The sequence below is a fragment of the Streptomyces sp. NPDC031479 genome (assembly GCF_055581065.1).
Genome location: NZ_JBVIKC010000049.1, coordinates 42,236 through 62,885, shown reverse-complemented (window position 1 = coordinate 62,885; position 20,650 = coordinate 42,236). Strand labels below are relative to the sequence as shown.

The 20,650-nt window shown below is 75.3% G+C and carries 9 protein-coding genes; 2 read left to right on the top strand and 7 right to left on the bottom strand.

The features are described 5' to 3' along the window. Positions 1–798 precede the first annotated feature (798 nt). From ACZ5D2_RS34415 to ACZ5D2_RS34400, 4 genes are all read right to left on the bottom strand, one after another. Positions 799–2,013, bottom strand: a complete 1,215-nt coding sequence (locus ACZ5D2_RS34415; RefSeq protein WP_468934910.1) for an NAD(P)/FAD-dependent oxidoreductase — start codon at positions 2,011–2,013, stop codon at positions 799–801. Further along, a complete protein-coding gene (locus ACZ5D2_RS34410) occupies positions 2,010–3,644 on the bottom strand; it encodes an FAD-dependent oxidoreductase (RefSeq protein WP_468934907.1) in 1,635 nt (544 codons plus the stop codon). Before ACZ5D2_RS34410 ends, ACZ5D2_RS34415 begins: the two co-directional genes overlap by 4 nt. After that, on the bottom strand, positions 3,641–5,641 hold the full coding sequence (locus ACZ5D2_RS34405) for a molybdopterin oxidoreductase family protein (RefSeq protein ID WP_468934913.1): 2,001 nt from the start codon (positions 5,639–5,641) through the stop codon (positions 3,641–3,643). Before ACZ5D2_RS34405 ends, ACZ5D2_RS34410 begins: the two co-directional genes overlap by 4 nt. A 303-nt stretch (positions 5,642–5,944) precedes the next feature. After that, positions 5,945–7,057, bottom strand: coding sequence for an ABC transporter substrate-binding protein (locus ACZ5D2_RS34400; RefSeq protein ID WP_468934904.1), 1,113 nt, complete (start codon positions 7,055–7,057; stop codon positions 5,945–5,947). A gap of 198 nt (positions 7,058–7,255) precedes the next feature. Between ACZ5D2_RS34400 and ACZ5D2_RS34395 the strand changes: the two genes are divergently transcribed. Next, positions 7,256–7,795, top strand: coding sequence for a GNAT family N-acetyltransferase (locus ACZ5D2_RS34395; protein WP_371674944.1), 540 nt, complete (start codon positions 7,256–7,258; stop codon positions 7,793–7,795). A 130-nt stretch (positions 7,796–7,925) separates the two neighbouring features. Continuing rightward, positions 7,926–8,621 (top strand): hypothetical protein, encoded by a 696-nt coding sequence (locus ACZ5D2_RS34390; RefSeq protein ID WP_468934901.1) that lies wholly within the window; start codon positions 7,926–7,928, stop codon positions 8,619–8,621. 23 nt (positions 8,622–8,644) lie between these two features. Here ACZ5D2_RS34390 and ACZ5D2_RS34385 read toward each other — a convergent pair whose 3' ends face one another. From ACZ5D2_RS34385 to ACZ5D2_RS34375, 3 genes are all read right to left on the bottom strand, one after another. Beyond that, entirely contained in the window at positions 8,645–9,493 is an 849-nt protein-coding gene (locus ACZ5D2_RS34385; RefSeq protein WP_468934898.1) for an NmrA family NAD(P)-binding protein, read from the bottom strand. A gap of 117 nt (positions 9,494–9,610) precedes the next feature. Then, positions 9,611–10,390 (bottom strand): thioesterase II family protein, encoded by a 780-nt coding sequence (locus ACZ5D2_RS34380; RefSeq protein WP_468934895.1) that lies wholly within the window; start codon positions 10,388–10,390, stop codon positions 9,611–9,613. 48 nt (positions 10,391–10,438) lie between these two features. After that, positions 10,439–20,626: a type I polyketide synthase gene (locus tag ACZ5D2_RS34375; RefSeq protein WP_468934893.1), complete on the bottom strand. Its 10,188-nt coding sequence runs from the start codon at positions 20,624–20,626 to the stop codon at positions 10,439–10,441. Between the last annotated feature and the right edge of the window lie 24 nt (positions 20,627–20,650).

The following is a 20,650-nucleotide window of genomic DNA, read 5'->3' as shown; positions in this document are numbered from 1 at the left end:
CCCCCCCCCCCCCCCCCCCCCCCCCCCCCCCCCCCCCCCCCCCCCCCCCCCCCTCAGGGCCCCCCCTCCCCCCCCCCCCCCGCAGCAGGCCCCGTGGAGGCCGAGGGGCGGATGGTCGGGACCCGGGTCCGCGCCACCGGCCTCAGGTCGGAGGCCGTCCTGGCCCGCCACGCGCAGATGGCGGTCCTCGATGTGCTCTACGTCGCCGTGGCCAACGTACGTACGACACCACGACCGAGGCGAGGGCGGCCACCCAGGAGGCGGTCCGGCCCTACCGTGGCGACGGCGGCGGGAGCTGACGGCCGGGAGGCCTCCCGCGCCCCGGACGAGTGGGAGACGGGACATGACGCTGGTGCTGGGGATCGACGGCGGCGGCTCCACCCTGCGGGCGGCGGTCGCGGACTCGGACGGCCTCGTGGTCATCTCGGGCACGGGTGCGGCCGCCGCCCGGATGCGCGGCCACCGCCTCGCCGCGACCGCGGACGGCTGCGGGTGGCTGACCGGTGACGACGGGAGCGGCTTCTGGATCGCCCGTGAAGGCGTACGCCGTGCCCTGCGCGCCGTCGACGGGCGCGGGCCCGCGACACTGCTGGCCGACCGGTTGGCCGAGGCCTTCGGGGCACCCGCCGCGGACCCGGCGTCGGTGCGCTTCGCCCTCGTCGACGGGGCCCTCGCGGGGTCCGGACCCGCCTCGCTGGCCCGGTACTGCCCGCTGGTGGTCGGGGCGGCCGTCGACGGGGACGCGGTGGCGGTGACGGGCGGTCTCCCGTCGCCCGGCGGCCCCGCACGGGGGGCGGGTCACCGGGCGACCGGGTCGAGGAGGAGGTGCGGGGGGCCGGGGAGGGGGCTGCCGAGGCAGGAGTGGAGGGCGGCGTACGGGGCGGTGTCGCCCGCCAGGACACCGCCGAGCAGCACTCCCGTGGCTCCGTCCAGGACCAGCTTCGCGTACCGGGCGCCGCCGCGGTCGCTGCGCATGAACTCCAGCGCTCCCTCCGTACGGGCGTGGGCGTCGCCGAAGCTGCCCACCTCGACGCCCAGCAGCTTGAGCCGGGTGGACAGGTCGGGATCGGTGAAGGGCTCCCCCGGGTCGCCGCACAACTGCCGGGCCACCGTCTCCGCCATCCGGTATCCGGGGGCCACCAGGCCGTGGCACCGGCCCTCGACGGCGGCGCAGTCACCGACGGCCCACACCCGTGGATCCGGGGTCCGGCAGTGGGAGTCGACGAGGAAGCCGCCGCGTTCGCCCGTGGGCAGCCCGGCTCCGGCGGCGAGTTCGTCGCGCGGCCGGACCCCGGTGGAGAACACCACCAGTTCGGCCTCGATCACCTCTCCGTCGGCGAGGGCCACCGAGGAGACCCGGCCGTCCGGCCCCGCGTCGACGGACCGCAGTCCGACCCCGCACCGGGGGCGCACGCCGAGCTCTTCGACGAGTCTGCCCAGGACCTTTCCGCCGCCCTCGTCGAGCTGGACCGCCATCAGCCACGGTGCGGCTTCCACGACATGGGGGTGCATGCCCAGTGCGGCGAGCGCGCCCGCCGCCTCCAGTCCGAGGAGGCCGCCTCCGACCACCACCGCGGGCCCTCCGGACCGGGCCCCCGACCGGATCGAGGCCACGTCGTCGACGGTGCGGTACACGTGGCAGCCCGGCAGGTCGGCTCCGGGCACGGGCGGTACGAAGGGCCTGGCGCCGGTGGCCAGCACCAATGCGTCGTAGCGGCATTCCGTACCGTCGGCGCAGACCACGGTGCGGGCCGGCCGGTCGAGGCGTACCACCGGGCTGGAGAGTCTGGCCCGGACCCGGTCGTCGTCCGTGAACGCGGCTCCTTCCAGCGTCAGTTCACCGGGGTCCGTGCCGCGGGCGCAGGAGGACAGGGCGATCCGGTCGTAGGCGGGCCGGGACTCCTCGGCCAGTACGAGGACCCGCCATCCGTCCGTCCGGTCGCGCTCGCGCATTTCCCTCACCAGCCGGTGGCCGACCATGCCGTGGCCGACGACGACGAGCACCCGACTCATGCCTCCCTCTCCTCCCGCGCCGCCCGGGGCGGTTCGCCTTCGTCCGCCGGCCCCCGCGCAGCTCCGGCCCCGGTTTCCTCGCGGGCCCACGCGGCGCAGCGTTCCTCCAGCTCGTCCCGGCAGCCGCCGCAGCCGGTGCCGGCCCGGGTGGCGGCCGCGAGGGAGTCGACGGTACGTGCCCCGGCCCTCCAGGCTTCGGCCAGCGTGTCACCGGTGACGTTGTTGCAGTGGCACACCACGGCCGTACCGGGTGGTGGACCGGCCCGGTACGCGGGGGTGTCGCCCAGGAGCAGCGCCAGCCGGTCGGCGGGCACGGGTACGGCCCCCTCGTAGAGCCGCGCCACGTCGGCGGCGGCCCGGCCGAGCCCGATCAGCTCCGCCCCGGTGAGCCTGCCGCCGGACAGGGACAGCCGCGCGTAGCGGCCCCGGGCGCCGTCGCCGAGTACGACGGTCTCCTCCGCGCCGTCCGGGGTGCCGACGCGCATGAGGTCCAGTTCCTCCGCCTTCAGGCGCAGCACCCGCCGGCCGGCGGCGGGCCGGGCCGGGCCGCCGGTGAGGAGCACCGCCAGGGTCTCGGCCTGGTCCCATGCCGCCGCGAATCCGCCGGTGGGCACCCGTCCGGTCGGTCCGGCGCCGGCGAAGGGGCCGTGCGCGCCGCCGTCGAGGGACTCGGCGCAGTCGCCGAGGGCGTGGACCCGGACGGCGCTGGTGCGCAGCCGGTCGTCCACGAGGATGCCGGTCCGGACGGCGAGTCCGGCCGCGCGGGCGAGCCCCACCCGGGGGCGCGCGCCGACGCAGAGCAGGACCTCGTCGGCTTCGACGCGGCCGCCGTCGTCGAGTACCAGGGCTCCCGGTTCGCGGGCCAGGACGGTTCGGCCGGCCCGGACGTCGATGTCGAGGGTGCGGAGCCGGCCCGTGAGCGTCTCGCCGCCGCGGGCGTCGAGGTGGCGGTCGAGGGGGTAGGGGCCCCGGTGTACGAGGGTGACCCGCCGGCCTCGGCGGCGCAGGGCGAGGGCCGCCTCGACACCCAGGACGCCGCCGCCGACCACTGCCACCGCCGTGCCCGTCGCGCCGATCTCGCCGATCTCGCCGGTCGCGCCCGCCGTGCCGCGCGTGCCGAAGCCGACGCAGTCGGCCAGTGTCCGCAGCGGACGGACCCGGTCCGCGGGCCGGCCGTCCGGTCCGCGGAGCCAGGGCAGGTCGGGGACCACGGGTGCGGCGCCGGTCGCCAGGACGAGCCGGTCGTACGGGTGGCAGCCCCCGTCGTCGGTGTGCACCAGGCATCGCTGCCGGTCGAGCCGCACGGCCCGTACGCCGAGCCGCACGACGGTGCCCTGCGGGGGATCCGGCAGCCGCAGGGCGCGTGCGGGCAGCGAGCCGTCCAGTACGGCCGTCAACAGGGGCCTGTTGTAGGCCGGTTCGGGCTCCGCCCCGATGACGGTGACCGGACCGTGCGGCCGTTCCCGGCCGAGGAGTTCGACGAGGCGGTGCGCCGCCGGCCCGTACCCGACGACGAGGAGCCGTCCGGTGTCGGCGCCCCGCCGTCCGGCCGGCCCCGCGGAGGTGATCACGGAATTGACCACGGGATTGATCACGGGGGTGGTCGCGGGGGTGGTCATGGTGGTGGTCACGGGGCCGCCTCCAGGCGCACCGCGCACACCTTGAACTCGGGCATGCCGCTGCGGGGGTCGAGGGCGGCGTGGGTGAACAGGTTGGCCCGTCCGGCAGCCGCGAAGTGGAAGGGCACGAAGACGGTGTCGGTCCGCAGGTCGGGATCGCAGCGCACCCGTACCACCGCACCGCCACGTGCCGACACGACCCGGGCGCTCTGCCCGTCGGCGAGGCCGGCGCGTGCGGCCGTGTCCGGATGGACCTGGACGAAGGGCTCCGGGGCGGCCCGGACCAGTTCCCCGACGCGGCGGGTCTGCGCACCGGATTGGTAGTGGGCCAGGATCCGGCCGGTCGTCGCGTACAGGGGGAAGTCCCGGCAGGGGCGTTCGGCGGCCTCGCGGTGCTCGACGGGCGCGAACCGGGCCCGGCCGTCGGCGTGCGCGAACCGGTCGAGGAACAGCCGCGGGGTGCTGCCGCCGCCTTCCGGGCAGGGCCAGTACAGGGCCTCGCCCGCGTCGAGGCGGGCGTAGTCGATCCCGGAGTAGTCGGCGGGGGCGCCCCGGGTGGCCTCGCGGATCTCCTCGAAGACCGTGCGCGGATCGGCGGGGTAGTGCGCGGCGGGCTCGCCGAGGCGTACGGCCAGCTCCCTGATGACCTCCAGGTCGGGGAGCACCCCCGCGGGTGGGTCGAGCAGCCGGCGCCTGCGCAGTACGCGTCCCTCCAGGCTGGTCAGGGTCCCCTCCTCCTCGGCCCACTGGGTGACCGGCAGGACCACGTCGGCCGCCAGCGCCGTCTCCGAGGGGACGAAGTCCGCGACCACCAGCAGCTCCAGTGCGGCCAGGCGTTCGGCCACCCGGCCGGCGTCGGGCGCGGAGACCAGCGGATTGCACCCGGCCACCAGCAGGGCCCGCGGGCCGCCGGGGCTCCCGATGGCGTCGAGGATCTCGTAGGCACCGGGCCCGGGGGCGGGCAGCCGCTCCGGTGCGACGCCCCAGACGGCGGCGACGTGGGCCCGGTCGGCGGGGTCCGCCAGCGAGCGGTAGCCCGGCAGCTGGTCGGCCTTCTGGCCCATTTCGCGGCCGCCCTGGCCGTTGCCCTGGCCGGTCAGGGTGCCGAAGCCGCGGCCCGGGCGGCCGGGCAGTCCGAGGGCGAGGGCGAGGTTGGCGAACGCGGCGACCGTGTCGCTGCCCTTGCTGTGCTGCTCCGCGCCGCGGCCGGTCAGTACGTAGGCACGGCCGGCGCCCGCCAGCATCCGTACGGCGGCGCGCAGTTCCGCGGCGGGAACTCCGGTGACGGCCTCGACCCGTTCCGGCCACCAGGCACCGGCCCGGGCCCACGTCTCGTCGAAGCCGGCGGTCCGCTCGGCCACGTACGTCTTGTCGAGCAGTCCCTCGCTGACGGCGAGGTGGAGCAGGCCGAGGGCGAGGGCCAGGTCCGTGCCGGGGACCGGACGCAGGTGCAGGGCGGCGGTGGCGGCGGTGCGGGTGCGCCGGGGGTCGATGACGATCAGGGCGGGGCGTTCGAGGTGGCGCATCAGGGGCGGCATCGTCTCGGCCGGGTTTGCTCCGGCGAGCAGGACGACCTCGGCCCCGTCGAGGTCGGTGACGGGGAAGGGCAGGCCCCGGTCGACGCCGAACGCGGCCCGCTGGGCGACGGCTGCGGCCGCCATGCAGAAGCGGCCGTTGTAGTCGACGCGGCCGGTGCCGAGCGCCAGACGGGCGAACTTGCCCAGGAGGTAGGCCTTCTCGTTGGTGAGTCCGCCGCCTCCCAGGACGGCGACGGCGTCCGGGCCGTGGGCGGCGCGGATGCGGCGCAGCCGTTCGGCGGTGTGGTCGAGGGCCCGGTTCCAGTCCGTCGCGGCGAGCCTGCCGGTGGCGTCGCGCAGGAGGGGGGTGGTGAGGCGGTCCGGTGCGGCGAGCAGGGCCCCGGCGGTCCACCCCTTCTGGCAGAGGCTGCCGCGGTTCACCGGGAAGCCGGGGTCGGGCTCGACCGTGACGGCGCCCCGTGCCGCGCTCATCAGGGTGGCGCACTGGAGGGCGCAGTACGGGCAGTGGGTGGCCGTCCCGGCCCGGGGGGCGTGCGGGGCCGGGTCGCTCACCGGACCGGTCACCGGGCCTCAGCCGTTCGAGGGGCCTGGGGGGCGCAGCAGTGGTGGGGTGCGCGGCCGGGCCGCGCACGCACGGAATAAACTGGTTCATTTCTGGCATATCGAGGCACGGGATTGGCGGTACCCGAGGCAGAGTTTTGATACGCCATCGGAAATGCCAAATCCCCGCCAAGCGGGACCGCACGGCGGCCCGGCGGTCCCCTCCGTGGTCCCTCAGCCGGTGTGGAGGACCCGGAACCGCGCGGGTTCCGCCGGATCCCGGTCGACGACCTGGACCGGCGCCCAGGCCCATTGCCAGACGCTGATGTCCGGCGTGCGGGAGAACCGGATCCGCCCCCGGGTGCCTTCGACCGCGACGTGCGGCCAGGATTCGGCGATGCGCGCCCGGTCCGGGCCGTGGGAGCGCAGCACCTCGGCGAGGACGGTGACCGTGTCGTAGCCCTCGAAGGCGACGAAGGAGGGCGCTTCGGCCAGCTGCTCGCGGAGGGCCTTCCCGACCCGTGCGCCGAGTGGGCCCAGGCGCTCGGGCAGGTAGCGCAGGAACGGGATCGCGGCGCCGGCGGAGCCGAGCAGCGTCGCCCATTGCGAGAACTCCGGTTGTCCGGCCGGGGCGCCGATCAGGACGTCGGCGAGGCGCGGGTCGCGGCGGACGGACCGGACGATCGGCACGGCCGGCTCCGGGTGGCCGACCAGGAGGAGCAGGGCCGTCGCCCGGTGATCGGCGAGTGCGTCGCACACGGCCCCGGGGGAGAGCTCGCGCATGTCGAGTCCGATGACGGCGGCGCCGCGGGGAGCGAGGTGGTCCCGCAGGATGCGGGTCCCGGACGCCCAGTAGACACTCGGATCGACCGCCACGGCGATGCGGCGGTGGCCGGCGGCGAGGAGGAAGTCCGCGTAGGTCCGCCAGCCGTGGGACTGCGCCGGGGCGAGGCGCGCGACCCATGGTGTCGGCCGTTCGGTGAGCGCGTCGAGTACCGCCGACGAGCAGAGGAACGGCAGGCCGAGGGCGTCGGCCCTGGCAGCGGCCGTGCGGGCGACGACGCTGTGGTACTCCCCCGCCACGGCGGCCACGCCCAGGCGGTCCAGTTCGTCGACGGCCGCCGCGGCCCTCCGCGGATCGGCCGCGGTGTCCCGGACCACCAGTTCCAGCGGGCTTCCGGAGATGCCGCCGGTGTCGTTGACCTCGCGCACGGCCAGTTCGAGTCCGGCGAGCAGGTGCCGCCCCGCCTCCACCCAGCCGGGCCGGGTCAGCGGAACGAGGGCGCCGATGCGGACGGGTGGTCCGTCCGTCCGTACCGCCGCGGAAGGCGATGGGGGCGTGTTCATGCGGTGGTGTCTCCCTGTGGCGATCCGGTCGAGGCCACCCGGACCGCAGGATGGCGACGCCCGCGTCGTACGCGTTCCCGTGGACCCGCCCTGCGGGCGCACCCGGGCGACCGTGCGGGCCATTGCATCCACCGCATCGCCGGGCCGCAACCGATTATCCGGTCGACACGTTGGTCGTGATGGCGTTTGCTGACCGGCATGCCAGAGCTGCGTACCGACCGTCTCGTACTCCGCCGCTGGCGGGAATCCGACCTCGCACCGTGGGCGGCGATGAACGCCGACCCCGAAGTGCGCGCACACCTGGGAGAACTGCTGACGCGCAAGCAGAGCGACGCCGTGGTGGCCCGCATGCGGGCGGACTTCGACGCGCGGGGATTCGGCTGGTGGGCACTCGAAGCCCGGGAAACCGGTGAGTTCCTCGGGCGCGCCGGCCTGGACGCCGTGGACGAGGGCATGCCGTTCGCGGGGGTGGACGTCGGATGGCGGCTGGTGCGCGCGGCGTGGGGAAACGGCTACGCCACCGAGGCCGCCCGCGCCTGCCTGGCCTTCGGCTTCGAGACCCTCGGGCTGCCGGAGATCATCGCGACGACGACCGTCGGCAACCTGCGTTCCCGGGCGGTGATGCGCCGCGTCGGGATGACCCGCGATCCGGCTGACGACTTCGAGGATCCGAGCGTGCCCGAGGGGCCGCTCCGCCGCTGTGTGCTGTACCGGACCCGTCCGGCGGGCAGGCCCTGACGCGCGTCACGACGGAACCGTCAGGCCACCGCCGTGTCCCCGCTGTTCGCCCACTGACCGGGCCGTATGGGCGCGGAGATGAAGGGGGGCGGTCCTCCCCGGGGTGAACGCCGGCGCTAGCGTGATCACCATGTACGAGATCAAGGGCGTGAGAGCCACGCCGGGCGGACGGATGAACGTCCGGTTCCACAGGCACGGCTTCGTCGTCGGACCGGACCGGCGCGCCGGCCGCGTCGCCGAAACACTCTTCGGCGACGGAGCCGGGTGCATCACCGCACTGGTGCTGCTCGCGTCGGTGGGGCTGTTCACTCTGCTCCGCAAGAACGGGGCGCCGGAGGCCGCCGTCACGGCCTGCATGTGGGTGTTCATCGTGGCGGTCTGCTACGGCACGCTCATCGCACTGCTGCACTGGACCGCCGGGGTGGTCGCCAACGTCCTGTTGTTCCTGTTCGTCGTGGTGACGCTCCCGGGGCTGCTGATTCCGGGCTACCGGCGGACGGTGCTGCGCCGGTGGCGCGGCGGTGGTCCGGAGACCGATCCGGGGTGGGTTCCGGGGACCGCCCTCCTCGGGGTGTGGCATCAAGTGGACCCGCAGGGCGGCGTCGTGGTGACGGTCCAGCGGACCGACGGATCCGTCACGGCGTACGTTCCCCCGGCCGACAAGGCCCGCAACCTGTACGACCACTTCGACACGCTGCTGCGCAACGCCCGCCCGGCCCCGGCTCCCTACCAGCAGCCGGCGGCACACGGCGCTCCGGCGTACCAGCCCTGGCAGGGGAACCCGGGCCACCGGCCCGGCCACCACCCGGGCCATCCCCACGGCTGACCCTCGCCCGCCCCGGTAGCCGGTCAGCGGAAGTCGTCCGCGTGTTCCTCGGTCCACGAACGGAACGTCCGCGCCGGCTTCCCCAGCACACGTTCCACGGTGTCGGTCACCCGCTCGGGCGACTCCACGAACGACCCCCACGCCCGCAGTCTGGCGTCGACGAACGCGGCGTTCCCCCAGGCCGCCGTCAGCTGCCTCCGCGCCACCTCCACCGGCAGGTCCTCCCACCGCACCTGGCGGCCGACGGCCTCGCCGATGATCCTGACCTGCTCGGCATGGGTGATCGACTCGGGGCCGGTGATCACGTACCTGGCCCCGTCGTGCCCGGGCGAGGTGAGCACGCGTACGGCCACGTCCGCGATGTCGCGCTCGTGGATCAACGATCTGGAGGCCTGCCCGTACGGCCAGCGGACGACCCCCTGCCTGACCTGGTCGGCCCAGCCGAGCGTGTTCGTGGCGAAGTCGATGGCCCGCAGGAACGTCCAGCTCAGCCCGGATTTCCTGATCAGCCGCTCGATCTCCTGGTGGTAGGAGGTGGCCGGCTCGCCGTCCGCGAGATCGGCCACATCGGTCGACAGGTACACGACCCGCTCGGCGTGGCGGGCGATCACCTCCACCACGCGCGGGTCCACCGCGATCCCGGGCCACATCAGGTAGACGCTCTCCACGTCGCGCAGCGCCGCCTCCAGCGTCCCGGGGGACGAGAGGTCCCCGCGCACGACCTCCACCCCTTCGGGGAGCGCCGCCCCGGCCGGGTCGCGCACCAACGCGCGTACCCGGCGCCCTGCCTCGTCCAGCGAGGAGACGATGTGCCTGCCTATGGTGCCGGTCGCGCCGGTCACGAGAATCCTGGTCACTGTCACGCCAACCACGACCACCCCCTCGGTATGCCCGGCCGCCGGCGCTGACCGGTAACGGCCGCGGCCGGGCATCCTGCACGTCTCGGAACGCTCCGTTCCCGCCCGGCGCCGGCGCTCGGGCGGAGGGGGTCAGGGAGTGACGGACGTGCGGAGGTGGTCCGTCATGGTGCGGACCACCTCGGCCTGGTCGCGTACCAGGTAGAAGTGCCCCCGGGAGAAGACCCGCAGGGTGAACGGGCCTTCGGTGTGCGCGGCCCAGGCCGCCGCCTCCGCCGGGGTCACCTTCGGGTCCTCGCTGCCGATCATGGCGACCAGGGGGCAGTTCAACGGCTCCCCCGGCGCGGGGGCGTAGGTTTCGGCGGCCCGGTAGTCGGCGCGGATGGCCGGGAGGATCATCCGGAGCACCTCCTCGTCCCCGAGCAGCTGTGTGTCGGTGCCGCTGAGGCTCTTGACCTCGTCGATCAGGCCCCGGTCGTCGAGCAGGTGCACGGTCTCGTGCCGGAGTGCCGAGGGAGCCCGGCGCCCGGAGGCGAAGAGCGCCGCCGCGACGACGCCCTTCTCGCGCTCGAGACGGCTCGCCACCTCGTAGGCCACCGAGGCGCCCATGCTGTGGCCGAAGAACGCCAACGGCCGGTCGGCCCAGGGCAGCAGTGCGGTGAACACCCGGTCGGCGAGTTCCGGGACGTTGTCGATGAGGGGCTCGGCCCGACGGTCCTGGCGGCCGGGGTACTGGACGCACAGGACGTCGGCGAAGTCCGGCATGTTCCGGGCCAGGGGGAGGTAGAAGCTCGCGGAGCCGCCGGCGTGCGGCAGGCAGACCAGCCGGACCCCGGCGTCCGGCCTCGGCTGGAACCGGCGTATCCACAGGCTGTTGTCGGTGGGGGTGGAGGTGCGGGCGGGGGTGCTCATGGTGTGGCGTGATTCCCTTCGGGTGGGGCGGGTGCGGGCGGTGGAGGGTCAGGACAGCTTGAGGACCCATTCGTCGACCGCGGTCGCCGTGGACGGTGCGTGCCGTTCCATCAGCGTGTAGTGGTCGCCGGGTACTTCGGTGACCTGCTGGGCGTGTCCGGGCGCGGGCGGCCGGTCGTCGGTCCCTTCCTCGCCGTCCGCCACGCGGTCCTCGGCGCGGACGACCAGCGTGGGCGCCTTCGCCACCGGGGCGTCCCAGTCCTCGAAGAGGGCGAGGTAGCCGCCCATCGCGGTGAGCTGGGTACCGGGTGCGGAGATGAAGTCGAAGCGCTCCGACTGTTCCCGTACCACCGCCGACTGGAAACGGTCGGCCATGCCCTGGTCGCGGGTGAAGCTGTCCAGCATCACGATGCCTTCGACGGGCCGGCCCAGCTCCTCCAGCCGGCAGGCCACGGCGTGCGCGACCCAGCCCCCCGAGGAGTAGCCGACGAGCACCACGGGCTCCTCGCCCGCGCAGTCGGCGACGGCCCGGACGTGCACCTCGACGAGGGCGGCTACGTCCCGCGGCAGCGCCTCCCCCGGGCCGAAGCCCGGCTCGGGCAGGGCCCAGACGGTGCGCCGGCCGCCGAACGCGGCCGCGAAGCGGGCGTACTGGTGGACCCCGGAGGGGGCCATGTACGGGCCGAAGCAGATCAGCTGCGGCCCTTCGTCCCCGTGTGCCAGCCGGACCGGGACCGGACCGTGGTCGGCGGCCGACTCGGCGTCGAAGACCGGTCGCAGCCGGGCCGCGGCGGTGAGCATCCCGATGCCCTCGGAGAGCCTGCCCAGTTCACCGGCCCGGCGGTAGAGGCCGACGAGCAGGTCGTCCTGCTCGTCGCGCGCGGCCGGTCCGGCTCCGCGGGACCCGCCGGAGGCCTCCGCCAGGAGGGCCAGGAGCCGGGTGGTCACCGCCGCGGGGGTGGGGTGGTCGAAGACCAGGGTGCTGGGCAGTTTGAGGCCCGTGGCCCGGCCGAGCCGCTTCGCGAGGCGGACGGCGGTCAGCGAGTCGAAACCGAGTTCCAGGAAGACGTGCCGTTCCCGTACGGCGTCGGCGGACGGGTGGCCGAGTACGGCCGCGGCCTCGGAGCGTACGAATTCCAGCGCGGCCGCGTCGCGTTCGGTGGCGGGCAGGCCCGTCAGCCGGCGTACGAGGAGGGGTTCGCCGTCGGACCCCGCGTCCGCGCCGGTCTCCTCGGCGGCCAGCAGGCGGGCCACCTCGGGCAGGCCGCCGAGCAGCGGGCTCGGCCGGGCGGCGGTGAACCCGGGCAGGAAGCGCTTCCAGTCCACGTCGGCGACGATCACCGAGGTGTCCCCGTGTTCGACCGCGCGGCGCAGGGCCAGTACGGCGAGTGCGGGGTCCATCGGGTCCAGGCCGCGCAGCCTCAGCCGTTCCTCGGCGGCCCGGTCGACCATGCCGCCGCCGCCCCAGGCGCCCCAGGCGATGGAGGTGGCGGTCAGGCCGCGCGCCCGCCGGTGTTCGGCGAGGGCGTCGAGGGAGGCGTTCGCCGCCGCGTAGGCGGACTGGGCGCCGCTTCCCCAGGCGGCGGCGCCTGAGGAGAACAGGACGAAGGCGTCCAGTTCGCGGTCGCCCAGCAGCGCGTCGAGGTGGGCCGCGCCGGCGGCCTTGGCACCCAGCACGTCGGCGGCCTCGGCCACGGTGGTGTCGGCGAGCAGGGCGGGCGTGCCGATGCCGGCGGCGTGGACCACGGCGCTGAGCGGCGGCAGGTCGGCGAGCGAGTCCAGGAGGGCGGACACCGCCGTCCGGTCGGCCATGTCGCAGGCGGCGAGCGTCACGCGGGCGCCCAGTGCCTCCAGTTCGGCGCGCAGCTCGTCGGCGCCGTCGGCCGCGGGGCCGCGACGGCTGGTCAGCACCAGGTGCTCGGCGCCGGCGGTCGCCAGCCAGTGGGCGACGCGGCTCCCGATGAAGCCGGTGCCGCCGGTGACCAGTACGGTGCCGCGCGGCTGCCAGCCGGGCCCGGCGGGGGTGTCGGTGCCGGTGGCGCGGAGCATCCGGCGGGCGTGGGCGCCGTCGGCGCGGACGGCGATCTGGTCCTCTCCGGTGGCTCCGCCGAGGGCGGCGGCCAGCCGGCGTCCGGTGCCCGTGTCCGTGGCCCGTACGTCGGCGGGCAGGTCCACGAGGCCGCCCCAGCGTCCGGGGTGTTCCAGGGCCACGACCCGGCCCAGCGCCGCCACCGTCGCCTGGGGTACGGCGCGGAGGGGGTCGGCGGGCCCGGTGGACACGGCGCCCCGGGTCACGCACCACAGGGGCGCGTCGACGTCGGCGTCGCCGAGCGCCTGTACGAGGAGCAGGGTGGTGGCGAGGCCTAGCGGGACGGCCGGGTGGCCGGGGTGGGCCTGGTCCGCGAGGGCGAGCAGGGACAGGACCCCTCGTGCGCCGGCGCCCGCTTCCCGCAGCGTGTCGGCGAGGGTGTGGCGGTCCTCGTCGCCGGTGACGGCCAGCCGGACGGTGTCGGCGCCGTGTGCGGCGAGGGAGTCGAGCGCCAGCTGCACGGCGGGGTCTTCGAGCCGGTCCCGGGGGACGAGCGCGAGCCAGCGTCCGGTGAGGGCGGGCGGGGCCGTGTCGGGGACCGGCTTCCAGCCGATCCGGTAGCGCCAGGCCCGGGTCGCGGCCTCGTCGCGGCGGCCGCGGTGCCAGGCGCGCAGTGCCGGGAGCGCGGTGGCGAGGGTGGTGTCCTCGTCGAAGCGCAGCTCCTCGGCGAGGGAGGTCAGGTCCTCGCGTTCCACGGCCGCCCAGAACTCGGCGTCCGCGGCGGACTGCGGCGCCGGTGCCGTCTGTGCCGCGGTGTCGGGCGCGTCGAGCCAGTACCGCTGTCGCTGGAAGGGGTAGGTGGGCAGTTCGGCCGGGGTGCCCGCGGGGGCGCCGAACACCGCGGTCCAGTCGACCGGGACGCCGTGCGCGTGCGCCTCGCCCAGGGAGGCGAGGAAGCGCCGGGCGCCGCCCGCGGAGCGGGTCAGGGTCGGCACGACGGCTTCGGCGGGGCCGTCGGTACGGGCGTCGTCGAGGGTGTCCTGGAGTCCGTACACCAGCACCGGGTGCGGGCTGATCTCGATGAAGACGCGGTGTCCGTCCGCGCGCAGACGCCGGACCGCCTGCTCGAAGCGTACGGTCCGGCGCAGGTTGCCGTACCAGTACGCGGCATCGGGAGCGGTGTCCAGCATGTCGCCCGTCACGGTCGAGCAGAACGGGATCTCCGGGGTGCTCGGGACGAGCGGGGCGAGTTCCGCGGCCAGGTCGTCCCGCACCTCCTCGACCTGGGCGCAGTGCGAGGCCAGGTCCACCCTGACGCGCTTGGCCTGTATCCCGTCGGCCGCGCAGGCGTCGACGAGTTCGGCCAGCGCGTCCGGGTCGCCGGCGACGACCACGGTGCGCGGTCCGTTGACGGCGGCCACGGCGAGGCGGTCCTCCCAGGGGGCGAGGCGGCCGGTGACCTCGGCCTCGGAGCGCGGGACCGAGACCATGCCGCCGCGTCCGGCCAGCCGGGCGAGCAGGGCGCTGCGGCGGGCCACGAGCCGGGCGCCGTCCTCCAGGGTCAGTGCGCCGGCGACGACGGCGGCCGCTATCTCGCCCTGCGAGTGGCCGACGACGGCGGCCGGGCGGACCCCGCACGCACTCCACAGTTCGGCGAGGGCCACCATGACCGCCCACAGCACCGGCTGGATCACCTCGGGGCCGTCCAGCGCGGGGGCTCCGTCGGCGCCCCGCAGGACGTCGTCGAGCGACCAGTCCACGTACGGTGCGAGCGCTTCGCCGCAGGCGGTGATCCGGTCGCGGAAGACGGGAGAGGTGTCGAGGAGCTCGATGGCCATGCCCGCCCACTGGGATCCCTGGCCGGGGAAGACGAACACCGGCTGGGCGGGGGATCCGGCGGAGCCGCGGACCGCGAACTCGTGGGAGCCGCCGGAGGCGATCGACTCCAGGGCCGCGACCAGTTCGTCGCGGTCCTCGCCGACCGCGACGGCGCGTTCGTCGAAGAGGGTGCGGGTGGTGGCGAGGGCGTATCCGATGTCGCGCGGCCGGGTGCCGTCCTCGCGCAGCAGCGCGGCGAGGCGTCCGGCCTGCTGTTCCAGTGCCGCTCCCGTGCGGGCGGACAGCGTCAGGGGTACGGCCGCCGCTCCGGCCGGGGGCCGGGGAACCGTCCGCGGCGCCTCGGGGGCTTCCGGTGCTTCCGGTGCTTCCGGTGCTTCCGGTGCTTCCGGTGCTTCCTCGATGATGACGTGGGCGTTGGTCCCGCTCATCCCGAAGGAGGAGACCGCGGCCCGCCGGGGGCGGCGCTCGGCGGGGGCCCAGGCGACGGGCTCGGTCAGCAGCCGGACGGCGCCGGCGCTCCAGTCGACGTGCGGGGTCGGCTCCTCGGCGTGCAGGGTCCTGGGGAGCGTTCCGTGCCGCAGGGCCTGCACCATCTTGATGATGCCGCCCGCTCCGGCGGCGGCCTGGGTGTGTCCGATGTTGGACTTGAGGGAGCCCAGCCACAGCGGCCGGTCCGCGGGGCGGTCCCGGCCGTACGTGGCGAGCAGCGCCGAGGCTTCGATGGGGTCTCCGAGCCGGGTGCCCGTGCCGTGCCCCTCGACGGCGTCGACGTCGGCGGTGGACAGTCCGGCGTTGGCGAGGGCCTGGCGGATGACGAGTTGCTGGGCGCGGCCGCTGGGGGCGGTGAGGCCGTTGGAGGCTCCGTCCTGATTGATCGCCGAACCCCGGACGACGGCCAGGACGCGGTGTCCGTTGCGGCGGGCGTCGGACAGCCGCTCCACCAGCAGCATGCCGACGCCCTCGCCCCAGCCCGTGCCGTCTGCGTCGGCGGAGTACGCCTTGCAGCGGCCGTCGGCGGAGAGGGCGCGCTGGCGGCTGAACTCGACGAACGCGCCGGAGCTGGACATGACCGTCACCCCGCCCGCCAGGGCGAGTTCGCACTCGCCCTGGCGCAGGGCCTGGGCCGCCATGTGGAGGGCCACCAGGGAGGACGAGCAGGCCGTGTCGACGGTGACGGCCGGTCCTTCGAGGCCGAGGGTGTAGGCGATCCTCCCGGAGGCGACGCTGGCGGCGTTGCCGGTGCCCAGGTAGCCCTCGACGTCTTCGGGGACGGCGAGGCCGCGCCGGACGTAGTCCTGGTACCCGGAGCCGACGAACACTCCGGTGCGGCTGCCGCGCACGCTCGCCGGATCGATGCCGGCCCGCTCGAAGGCCTCCCAGGACGTCTCCAGGAGCAGTCGCTGCTGGGGGTCCATGGCGGTCGCCTCGCGCGGCGAGATGCCGAAGAAGGCGGCGTCGAAGTCGGCGAGGTCGTAGAGGAAGCCGCCGGCGCGGGCGTAGGTGGTGCCCGGGTGGTCGGGGTCCGGGTGGTAGAGGGTGTCCAGGTCCCAGCCGCGGTCGTCGGGGAAGACCGACATGGCGTCCGTGCCCTCGTCCACCAGCCGCCACAGCTCTTCGGGCGAGCGGACCCCGCCCGGGTAGCGGCAGCTCATGGCGACGATGGCGATCGGCTCGTCGTCGGCGCGCACGGGGACGGCGGCGCTCCCGGGGGCGTCGGCGGTACCCAGGAGTTCGACGAGGAGCGCGCCGGCGAGGTCGAGCGCCGACGGGTAGTCGAACACCATGGTGGTGGGCAGCCGCAGTCCGGTGGCCTTGACGAGGCGGTTGCGCAGCTCGACGGCGGTCAGCGAGTCGAAGCCGAGGTCGCGGAAGGCCCGGCCGGGTTCGACGGCCTCGGGGCCCGGGTGTCCGAGCACGGCCGCGGCCTCGGCCCGTACGAGTTCCACGAGGGTGCGGTCGCGTTCGGCCGGGTCCACCCGGTCCAGGGCCCGGCGCAGGGCGCCGGCGGTGTCTTCCGCCCCGTCGGGGTGGCCCGCGCGTACGGAGACGGCCTCGCGGACTTCGGGCAGGTCTGCGAGCAGGGGGCTGGGGCGGCCGACCGTGAAGGTGGGGGCGAAGCGCGCCCAGTCCACGTCGGCGACGGTCACGGCGGTCGCGTTCCGGGCGACCGCGCGCTCCAGCACGGTGAGGGCGGATTCGGCCGCCAGGGGGGCGAGGCCGCGCCGGCGCAGGTTCTCGGCGATCCCGGGGCCGGCGGCCATGCCCGCGTCGGCCCAGGGTCCCCAGGCCAGGGCGGTGGCCGGCAGGCCCCGGGCCCGGCGGGCTGCGGCGAGCGCGTCCAGGTGGGCGTTGGCGGCGCTGTACGCGGCCTGGCCTCCCGCGCCCCACACTCCGGCGATGGAGGAGAACAGGACGAACGCGTCGAGTTCGGCGGGGCCGCCGGGCAGTGTGTCGAGGAGCTCGTCGAGGTGGACGGCGGCCGCGGCCTTGGCGGCCAGGACGGCGGCGAAGGCGGCCGGGTCGGTGTCGGCCAGCAGGGCGGAGGTGTCCACGCCCGCCGTGTGCACCACCGCGGTGAGGGGGCCGGCCGTGCCCGCCGTGTCCGTCAGTTCGGTGAGCAGCCGGGACAGCGCGTCGCGGTCCGACACGTCGCAGGCGGCCAGGGTCACGCGAGTACCCAGCGACTCCAGTTCGGCGCGCAGTTCCTCGGCGCCGGGGGCCCCGGGGCCGCGTCGGCTGGTCAGCACCAGGTGTTCGGCGCCGCGGGCGGCGAGCAGCCGGGCGACGTGCCCGCCGAGCGCGCCGGTCCCGCCGGTGATGAGCACGGTTCCGCGGGGGCGCCACTCCCCGGCCGGCTGGGCGCCGGCCCGGCCGGCGCGGGCGAGCCGGCGGGCGAACACCCCATCGGCGCGGACGGCGAGCTGGTCTTCCGGGCCGCCGGCGGCGAGGGCGGCCACGATCCGGGCCGGTACGGGTCCTTCGCGGTCCGGGGGCAGGTCGACGAGACCGCCCCACCGGCCGGGGTGCTCCAGCGCGGCCACCCGGCCGAGTCCCCAGACCTGGGCCTGGCCGGGGGCCGTCACCGGGTGGTCGTCGGGCGAGGTGGACACCGCGCCGCGCGTGGCGCACCACAGCGGCGCCTCGACGCCCGCGTCGCCCAGCGCCTGGATCAGGGTCAGGGTGGCGGCGACGCCGCCGGCCAGGGCGGACAGGCCTTCGACGGGGCGCTCGTCCAGTGCGAGCAACGAGACGACGGTGCGCGGCGGCGTGGTGTCCGTGGCTTCGCGCAGGCGTGCGGTGAGCGTCTCCCGGTCCTCCGCGCCGTCGACGGTGAGGGAGGTGACGGGGCAGCCCTGTGCGGCGAGCACGTCCCGGAGTCCGGCTCCGAGGGCTTCGGCGCCGCTGTCGTGGTCCGGGCCGCCGGCGGGCAGGACCAGCAGCCAGTGCCCGTCAGGGGTCGCGGCCGCCCGATCGGCCGCGGGGTCGGTGGCCGGACCGGCCGAAAGGTCCGTCAGCCGCTTCCAGGTGACGTCGTACTGCCATTCCTCGACCGTGGTACGGCGGCCACCGGCGGCCGGGGCCGCTTCGAGCCAGTAGTGCTCGCGCTGGAAGGCGTACGTGGGCAGGTCTACGTGCCGGGCGCCCTGTCCGGCGAGGACGGCCGTCCAGTCGACGGGCGTGCCGCGGACGTGGAGGTGGGCGAGGGCGGTGGTGACGGCCTGGCCCTCGGCCCGGTCGGCACGCAGTACGGGGATGGCGGCTGCTTCGTCGTCGTCGAGGACGGCCTGGGCCATGGCGGTCAGAACACCGCCCGGTCCGATCTCCAGGAAGGTGGCGACGCCTTCGCCGGCGAGGGCGGTGACGGCGTCCGCGAAGCGGACGGCCTCACGGACGTGGCGCACCCAGTAGTCGACGGAGCAGAACTCCTCCGCCGATACCGGACCGCCGGTGAGGGTGGAGACGACCGGCACGCGCGGGGTTTCGAAGGAGACCGTTTCCAGGGTCGCTCGGAACTCGTCGAGCACCGGGTCCATCAGCGGGGAGTGGAAGGCGTGGGACACGGAGAGCGCCTTGGACTTGCGGCCGTCGGCCGCGAGACGGTCCACGACCGCCGCGACCGCGTCCTCGGCACCCGAAACCACCACGGACGACGGGCCGTTGACGGCGGCGATGCCCGCGCGGCCCTCGAACCCGGACAGCAGGTCCCGTACCTCGGCCTCCGAGGCCTCCACCGCCACCATCACCCCGCCGGCCGGGAGGGCCTGCATCAGCCGGCCGCGCGCCGCGACCAGAGCCGCCGCGTCTTCGAGCGAGAGCACACCCGCCACGTGCGCCGCCGCGAACTCACCCACCGAGTGCCCGGCCAGGAAGTCCGGCCGGACGCCCCAGGACTCCACCAGCCGGAACAGCGCCACCTCGACCGCGAACAGGGCGGGCTGCGCGTATCCGGTCCGGTCCAGCAGTTCGGGGTCCTTGCCGAACACGACGCTCCTCAGGGGGCGTTCGAGGTGCCGGTCCAGCGCGGAGCAGACCGCGTCGAAGGCGTCGGCGAACACGGGAAAGGAGGCGTGCAGTTCGCTTCCCATGCCGAGCCGCTGGCTGCCCTGCCCCGAGAAGAGGAACGCGGTTTCGCCGTCGCGGCCGCCGATCCCCTCGACCACCTGTGCGGCGGAGGTCCCTTCGGCCACGGCCTTCACACCGGCGACGAGTCCGGGCAGGTCCGTTCCGACCACGGCGGCTCGGTGTTCCAGTGCGGCTCGCGAGGTCGCCAGGGAATGGGCCACGTCGACCGGGCTGACGTCGCCGAGGCCGAGGACGTGCGCCAGCAGCCGCTCCGCCTGCTCGCGCAGGGCCGCACCGTTGCGTCCGGAGAGGGTCCACGCCACGGGCGTGGGGCCGCCGGGCGGTTGGGTCCGGTCCCGGCCCGAGGGGTCCTCTTCGGCGTCGGGTGCCGGCGGGGCCTGTTCGATGATGGTGTGGGCGTTGGTCCCGCTCACGCCGAAGGAGGACACGGCGGCCCGGCGCAGGCGGCCGTTCTCGCCCCATGCGACGGGTTCGGTGAGCAGGCGGACGGTTCCCTCGGACCAGTCCACGTGCGGCGAGGGCTCCTCGGCGTGCAGGGTCTTCGGCAGGACCCCGTGCCGCATCGCCTCGACCATCTTGATGACCCCGCCCACCCCGGCCGCCGCCTGCGTGTGCCCGATGTTCGACTTCAGCGACCCCAGCCACAACGGCCGTTCGGCCGAGCGCCCCCGCCCGTACGTGGCCAGCAGCGCCTGCGCCTCGATCGGATCACCCAACCGCGTCCCCGTACCGTGCGCCTCCACCACGTCCACATCGCCCGCCGACAACCCCGCACCCGCCAACGCCTGCTCGATCACCCGCTGCTGCGCCGGACCGTTCGGAGCCGTCAGACCATTCGAAGCACCGTCCTGATTCACCGCGCTGCCCCGCACCACCGCCAACACCGGATGCCCATTGCGCCGGGCATCCGACAGACGCTCCACCAACAGCATCCCCACGCCCTCGCCCCAGCCCGTTCCGTCGGCCTCGGCGGCGAAGGACTTGCAGCGGCCGTCCACGGCGAGGCCCTGCTGACGGCTGAACTCCGTGAACATGCCGGTGGCGGCCATGACGGCGGCCCCGCCCGCGAGGGCCATCGTGCACTCGCCCTGCCGCAGGGCCTGGACCGCCAGGTGCAGGGCCACCAGCGAGGAGGAGCACGCGGTGTCCACCGTCACCGCGGGGCCTTCGAGGCCGAAGGTGTAGGACACCCGGCCGGACGCGACGCTGGGGGCGGTGCCGGTGAGCAGGAAGCCCTCCAGCTCTTCCCGGGTGTCGCCGCTGCCCGCGTAGCCCTGGTAGGCGAGGCCGACGAAGACGCCGGTGCGGGATCCCTTGACGGAGGTGGGGGCGATGCCGGCCCGCTCGAACGCCTCCCAGGCCACTTCGAGGAGCAGCCGCTGCTGCGGGTCGGTGGCGAGGGCCTCGCGGGGTGACATGCCGAAGAAGCCGGGGTCGAAGCGGCCCGCGTCGTGCAGGAACCCGCCCTCGCGGGTGTAGCACTTCCCGGGCTTGCCCGGGTCCGGGTCGTACAGCCCTTCGAGGTCCCAGCCCCGGTCGGCGGGGAAGCCGGTGACGGCGTCCGAGCCGCTCTCGACCAGCCGCCAGAGCGCTTCGGGGCTGTCCACCTGCCCGGGGTAGCGGCAGCTCATCGCCACGATGGCGATCGGCTCCTGGTCCTTGGCCTCCACCTCGTGGAGACGGCGCCGTGTCTGCTTGAGGTCCGCCGTCACCCGCTTGAGGTAGTCCAGCAGTTTCTGTTCGTTCTCGTTCTGGCCGCTGAGGGCGTCGTGCTGGTTCTGCATGTGTGGTTCACCCGCCGGGAAGTG